This window comes from Neisseria sp. P0001.S007, from assembly GCF_051963655.1.
Lineage (GTDB): Bacteria > Pseudomonadota > Gammaproteobacteria > Burkholderiales > Neisseriaceae > Neisseria > Neisseria subflava_A.
This window is the reverse complement of sequence record NZ_JBQCUB010000017.1, coordinates 3,022-7,979: the sequence shown is the minus strand read 5'-3', so window position 1 is coordinate 7,979 and position 4,958 is coordinate 3,022. Positions and strand designations below refer to the sequence as shown.

Below are 4,958 nucleotides of genomic sequence, written 5' to 3'. Positions count from 1 at the left end.
AAGAAAAGATGCTACTTTAGCCGTCTAGCCCTATTTCGAGTAATTTTTATATCATGTTAATTTATCTTGATATTTATTTTATGTAATTACTCAGGGCGCAAGCGTTTTAAGCTGTTTTTGATTGACATTCAGGCAAAAACAGCTTTGTTATTTTATACAAACATTATGCAGGTTTGTAGCGTTCAGGATTGTAAGGTTTTTGTGTTTTGTAAACGTAGTAGGCCACGACAAGCAGCTTACGCATAAGCGCACCTAATATCAGCATCTTTGGTTTATTCTTGGCTTTCAAACGTTTAACAAAATCGGGAAAGTAATTCCTGTTGAGCGCAACCATAGCAGGCATGAACAGGGCTGATTTTAGCCGTCTGTTTCCGTAGCGTGTCATGCTTGAACGACCTTTTACGCTAGTTCCTGATTCTTTTTGTTGCGGATTCAAGCCGGCAAAGGCGGTGAATTGATTAGCGGTTTTAAAGTCGCCACTAAGTAAATAGTTTGTGAGTATAGCAGCTGTTAGTTTGCCAATAGCCGGAATGGTTTGCAGACGATCTGAAACAGCTTTCAAGTCTTGATTGCTATTTGTGATTGCCTGTATTTCTGCTTCGACTTGCTGAATGTGTTGATCCAATTCTTGGATTTGAACTTGATGAATTTTTCTAACAAAATCGTCTTTAGCTACTTTCAGCCTGTTCTTTTGGGCGGTCTTTTGGGTTTTAAGCTGTTCATATAAAGCCAATAAACGTTTCAAGCGATAATGACCTATGCTTATTTTTTGCCGAGCGGGTAAGTCTTTGGGCATGGCCGTATGACAATATTCGGCAATCAACCTTGCATCTTGTTTGTCCGTTTTTGTGCGGTGAAAACGGCTTTTGCCGTATTCACTAATTTTGTAAGGGTTGATAACGGATACGATGTAAAACTGGCCGATATAGTCGGCAACGTCTTCAAAGTAATTGCCGGTTGCTTCCATGCATATATGCAATTCACAGTCAAAACCGTCAAGCCAGGCTTTGAAGCTTTCAAAGCCATTGATGCTGTTGTCAAACAGGGCTTGCTTACGTTGCCCATTGACAATAGCGGCAGCGTCAAAAGTGTTTTGCGATATATCCAAACCGACAGCGTTTCTCATAATTTTCCTTACTATGCAGATTCACACTTTTATGTGTTCTTTGATGCTACTCAATTTTCAGACAACAAAAAAACGCCCTCTTCATCTTTTCTACAGTCTGATGACTTAGGCCGTTTCAAGATGGGCGTTTTTCGGTTCGGGTAGCTAATCCGAACCTGTAAGCCGTCTGAATAAAAGGGCTTACAGCTTCGGATAGTTATCCTAGTATTCAAGTAGCGGGAGTTCCCGCACCCCGTGCTACTTTTTACCATATTGATTCCGCCTTTAGGGCTACATCAACACAGTAAAAAGCAGCTTGATTAATTAGATCCGACAGTCCCTCCACGTTGCTGGAATTGTTCCCCTGCCTCTACATAGCCGTCATACATCAGGTTTTGAGGGCTTTTGCCACCCATCGTAAGCACTTGCCCTTTTTCAGGCTCATAGGCGGTCTGTGGTGCGGTCTGTTGCTGTTGTGCTGCCTGTTGTTCGTCCTTGTATGGGTTGAACGGCAATCCGTTTCTGGCGTAGTCTTTGCACATTGCCTTAGTGATTTCTTTCAACGGTGTACCTTGCGATGAATAGCAGGTACATCCGCTTTTGCCACCATCGACGCAGCCGACGGGGTACTCAAATGTTTTGACTTGGCGGACGCCGTTATAAATGGGTTTACTTTCGGGCTTTTCGGCGAGCGTTGGCACAAAGTCTTCGGGTTTGAGGTTTTGCCCTATATCAGCAGGAGCAGCGGTATTTTGGGGTTCAGACGTACCATCTACGTCAGAAGACGCGGCAGTTGTGGCCGTCGTTTGTTGTTCGTCCGCGCTAAATCGTTTGCTCATGTTGTTTATCGTGTAAAGGGTAAAGCCTATCAACAGCGGTATAAACAAGACGACGAATATCAGGCTTTTGGGTATGCGGCGTTTAGGCTTAGTATGCACTTCAGCGGATTTGTACATACCAAAGGTCTTTTTAGGCACGACAAACGTCCGCTCAATGGCTTTGGCAATATTGACGCTGCTATCGGGCTGGTCAACGCATTCGTTCCATTCGTAAAGCTTACGTCCCACTGGCTTGATTGAAACGTGCATATGCCTTTGAACGAGCTTTCTTACGAAACTATCAAGATAACTTGGATGTTGAGTAATCAGGACAATATCTAAACCATGATGTCGATGTAATGCCAAAGCTTCTATAAATGGAGGTACTTTTGAAGCTGCTGAACGTGTGCCCATCAGCCTTTGCACTTCGTCTATGATGACGAGCGAGCCATAAGGGAGAAAATCTTGAAATGGCTTTTCTTTAATTTGTTCATCTGTAAGTTCTTCATGTTCTACCTTCAATTCAGGAATGCCGTTGACGAACAATGGACGTTTTTTCTTTACGCCGTCTTTGTCGGTAAAGTGGGTGTAGCTTTCGTCTGTCATCAGCATATTAACAACAGATGCAGTTTTTCCGCTACCCGGTACGCCAGTTTGTAAAATAATCATTTAGCTTTTCCCCCTGGAATAAATGACAGTTTGCTAATACTTTGCATGGCAACGTTAAATGCAAATGCACCGAATATCAGACCTAATGCATGGCCGAAACCTGCCATCATGACAATTTGAAGTATGTCTGATGGCATTGAGTTGAACTGATTTTTTACGTAGTCTTTTATAAAACCTAATCCAACTGTAAAGCCTGTATAAGTTACAAAACTAATACCAAGAGCAATAAATATTTTTGCAACAATATAGGTTAATAGCCTTTGTAATATGGCGAAAAACGCAGCTTTCATGCTTTAGTCCTTTCTACTTGAAAACATGATATATGCTGCTGCTACCGCAGCGATACCAATCACAAGGAATCGGATCATTTCGGCAAAATTACAAATCATGTCATATTTAAATTCCATGGTTATGCCCAAATAGGTTGCAGTTCTTGGAGCAGGGCAAACACCATTATCGGGTAGGAAGAAATCAGGGCTAAATGTTGTATCGTTATTTGTATGAGGAATTTTGAAAGGTTCTTCTTGTTCCTCTACATCGCCTTTTTCTGAACAAGCTAATATGTCAGGGAAAATATTACAGAGTAACCCTTTGGATTCTTCTTTCTTGTCATCTTTTTTATCTTCTTTTCTTTTGTCTTTATTAGATGGATCATCATCCGGATCAGGTTTATCATCTGGACGTTTATCAGGCTTATCATCGGAATCGGGTTTATCATCCGGCTTTTTATCGGGCTTTCCATCAGGATTAGGCGCAGGATCTGGATCAGGCTTTGTATTAGGTGCTTCAGATCCGCCCGGTGTCAAATCAGGACGCTGTGTTGTTGCAACATTTGCCGTTGTATTACCATTTGAATCTTTGCCGAAAGTAATGGTAATTTGCACCGGCTTGCCATTTTCGGGAGTGACAGGGCCAATGGTTACAACAGTACCGGCAGGGACTGATACTTTTTCGTTGTAGCCTGGTCTGCCTGATCCTTCGATAAAAGGGGTAGGATTACTATCAATTTTAGGTGTTGCAATTTCTAAAAACTTATCGGGCGTTAGTTCTTCAGAATAATTTTTTATAAATCTATATGCAATTAATAAGGTTTTGATACGGCAACTAACCCCCCAACCATTCCAAAAACAATTTGGAGATACACTAGAATAATTATCAGATTTATAATAGGCATCCATTAATTCTTTATGGAGTTTTTCGTAATCTGACTGAACTTGCATTGTCAGTAGGGTTTCAGCATCTTTTGCCGATTGTCCCCCCTTTGAAAGAGCAAGCATTACAGAAGAATCTACGCCAACACAGGAATAGTAACCGGGTTGGCTCATAAATTTATCCATACATAGAGCGTTATCATAGACTTTAAGGTATCTATCGGCATTTTCAGAATAATGATAGCCGGCTGATTCTAATGTGGGATTTACGGCTTGATAGGCATCATAAGCATATGATGCAGCACCAACGTATGGTAGACCTTTTAAAGCAAGTTTTGCACCTGCTTTTACCAGGCGATATGCGCCTTGAAGAACGACTTTACGGGATACTTTGGCTTCAAAAGTTACAGGTACAGTTGAAGTAGATCTAAATCCTGTTGATACATCCCTTACATGTAAACTTTTATCAAATCTAGCTTGATATTCCTGCTCTATACCTCCGCCTATTACTTTCCATGCTCTAAAGCCATTTTCATTAAATTCCTTAGTTAACGGATAACTTAGCTTACCGTTTCTAACCTGTAAATCTGTAGCATAAGAATTAAAGCTGAATACAAACAGAAAAATTATTATTAAACCCCGTAACATTTATTTCGCCATTTCCTATACTGAAAACTGAATCATCTTTAAATAGAATTTCAAAACAGGATTTCTCAAAAACAATTCTATTATAAAAATTCATACACTTATTCATTGAGAATTTTTTTAAATATTCAGTTTCTTTTAAAAATAAATAAAACACATAAGATAAAGGTTTTTCTAAATAGAATTTAGATAATTCATCCAATTCAAATTCAGAGATATAGAAAAAATCTTTTTCACTTCTGATAAACATAATACTAACTTTCGTAATGGTTGCTGAAAGTTAGATTATATCGCTTCTTCATTAAAACGAACCATAACCACTAGCTATCATGTCTTCAACCGTACTATCTTCGGGCATAAGACCGGCATCAATCAGAAAAATTAAATAATCCTGATGTTGGTCATAACCATCTGACCAAACCCTTTCCATATACTCTTCGTGCGTTTCATGATCAGAGTCAGGCTCCATAAAGTCACCAAAGCCATAATCTGCTCCACCATAACTAGCCCCTTGTTCATACTCAAAATCATCGTCCATATCACTACCTATCACTACCTATCACTACCTAT

The 4,958-nt window shown here is 40.0% G+C and carries 5 protein-coding genes; all 5 read right to left on the bottom strand.

All coding sequences use genetic code 11. The features are described 5' to 3' along the window. Positions 1-163: 163 nt before the first annotated feature. The gene (locus ACTHRE_RS10945) at positions 164-1,126 is read right to left on the bottom strand and encodes an IS110 family transposase (RefSeq protein WP_070711712.1); all 963 of its coding nucleotides are present in this window, start codon (positions 1,124-1,126) and stop codon (positions 164-166) included. A gap of 299 nt (positions 1,127-1,425) precedes the next feature. Beyond that, entirely contained in the window at positions 1,426-2,592 is a 1,167-nt protein-coding gene (locus ACTHRE_RS10940) for a zonular occludens toxin family protein (protein ID WP_377073775.1), read from the bottom strand. After that, the gene (locus tag ACTHRE_RS10935; RefSeq protein WP_108700080.1) at positions 2,589-2,882 is read right to left on the bottom strand and encodes a DUF2523 domain-containing protein; all 294 of its coding nucleotides are present in this window, start codon (positions 2,880-2,882) and stop codon (positions 2,589-2,591) included. Before ACTHRE_RS10935 ends, ACTHRE_RS10940 begins: the two co-directional genes overlap by 4 nt. Before the next feature lie 3 nt (positions 2,883-2,885). Further along, the gene (locus tag ACTHRE_RS10930) at positions 2,886-4,391 is read right to left on the bottom strand and encodes an IgG-binding virulence factor TspB family protein (protein WP_440345071.1); all 1,506 of its coding nucleotides are present in this window, start codon (positions 4,389-4,391) and stop codon (positions 2,886-2,888) included. 298 nt (positions 4,392-4,689) lie between these two features. Beyond that, the gene (locus ACTHRE_RS10925) at positions 4,690-4,926 is read right to left on the bottom strand and encodes a hypothetical protein (protein WP_440345072.1); all 237 of its coding nucleotides are present in this window, start codon (positions 4,924-4,926) and stop codon (positions 4,690-4,692) included. Positions 4,927-4,958: the final 32 nt, after the last annotated feature.

Bases quoted from the DNA above. Each gene is read 5' to 3' on its own strand.
- ACTHRE_RS10945 (WP_070711712.1), bottom strand. From the start codon at position 1,126: ATGAGAAACGCTGTCGGTTTGGATATATCGCAAAACACTTTTGACGCT.
- ACTHRE_RS10940 (WP_377073775.1), bottom strand. From the start codon at position 2,592: ATGATTATTTTACAAACTGGCGTACCGGGTAGCGGAAAAACTGCATCT.
- ACTHRE_RS10935 (WP_108700080.1), bottom strand. From the start codon at position 2,882: ATGAAAGCTGCGTTTTTCGCCATATTACAAAGGCTATTAACCTATATT.
- ACTHRE_RS10930 (WP_440345071.1), bottom strand. From the start codon at position 4,391: ATGTTACGGGGTTTAATAATAATTTTTCTGTTTGTATTCAGCTTTAAT.
- ACTHRE_RS10925 (WP_440345072.1), bottom strand. From the start codon at position 4,926: ATGGACGATGATTTTGAGTATGAACAAGGGGCTAGTTATGGTGGAGCA.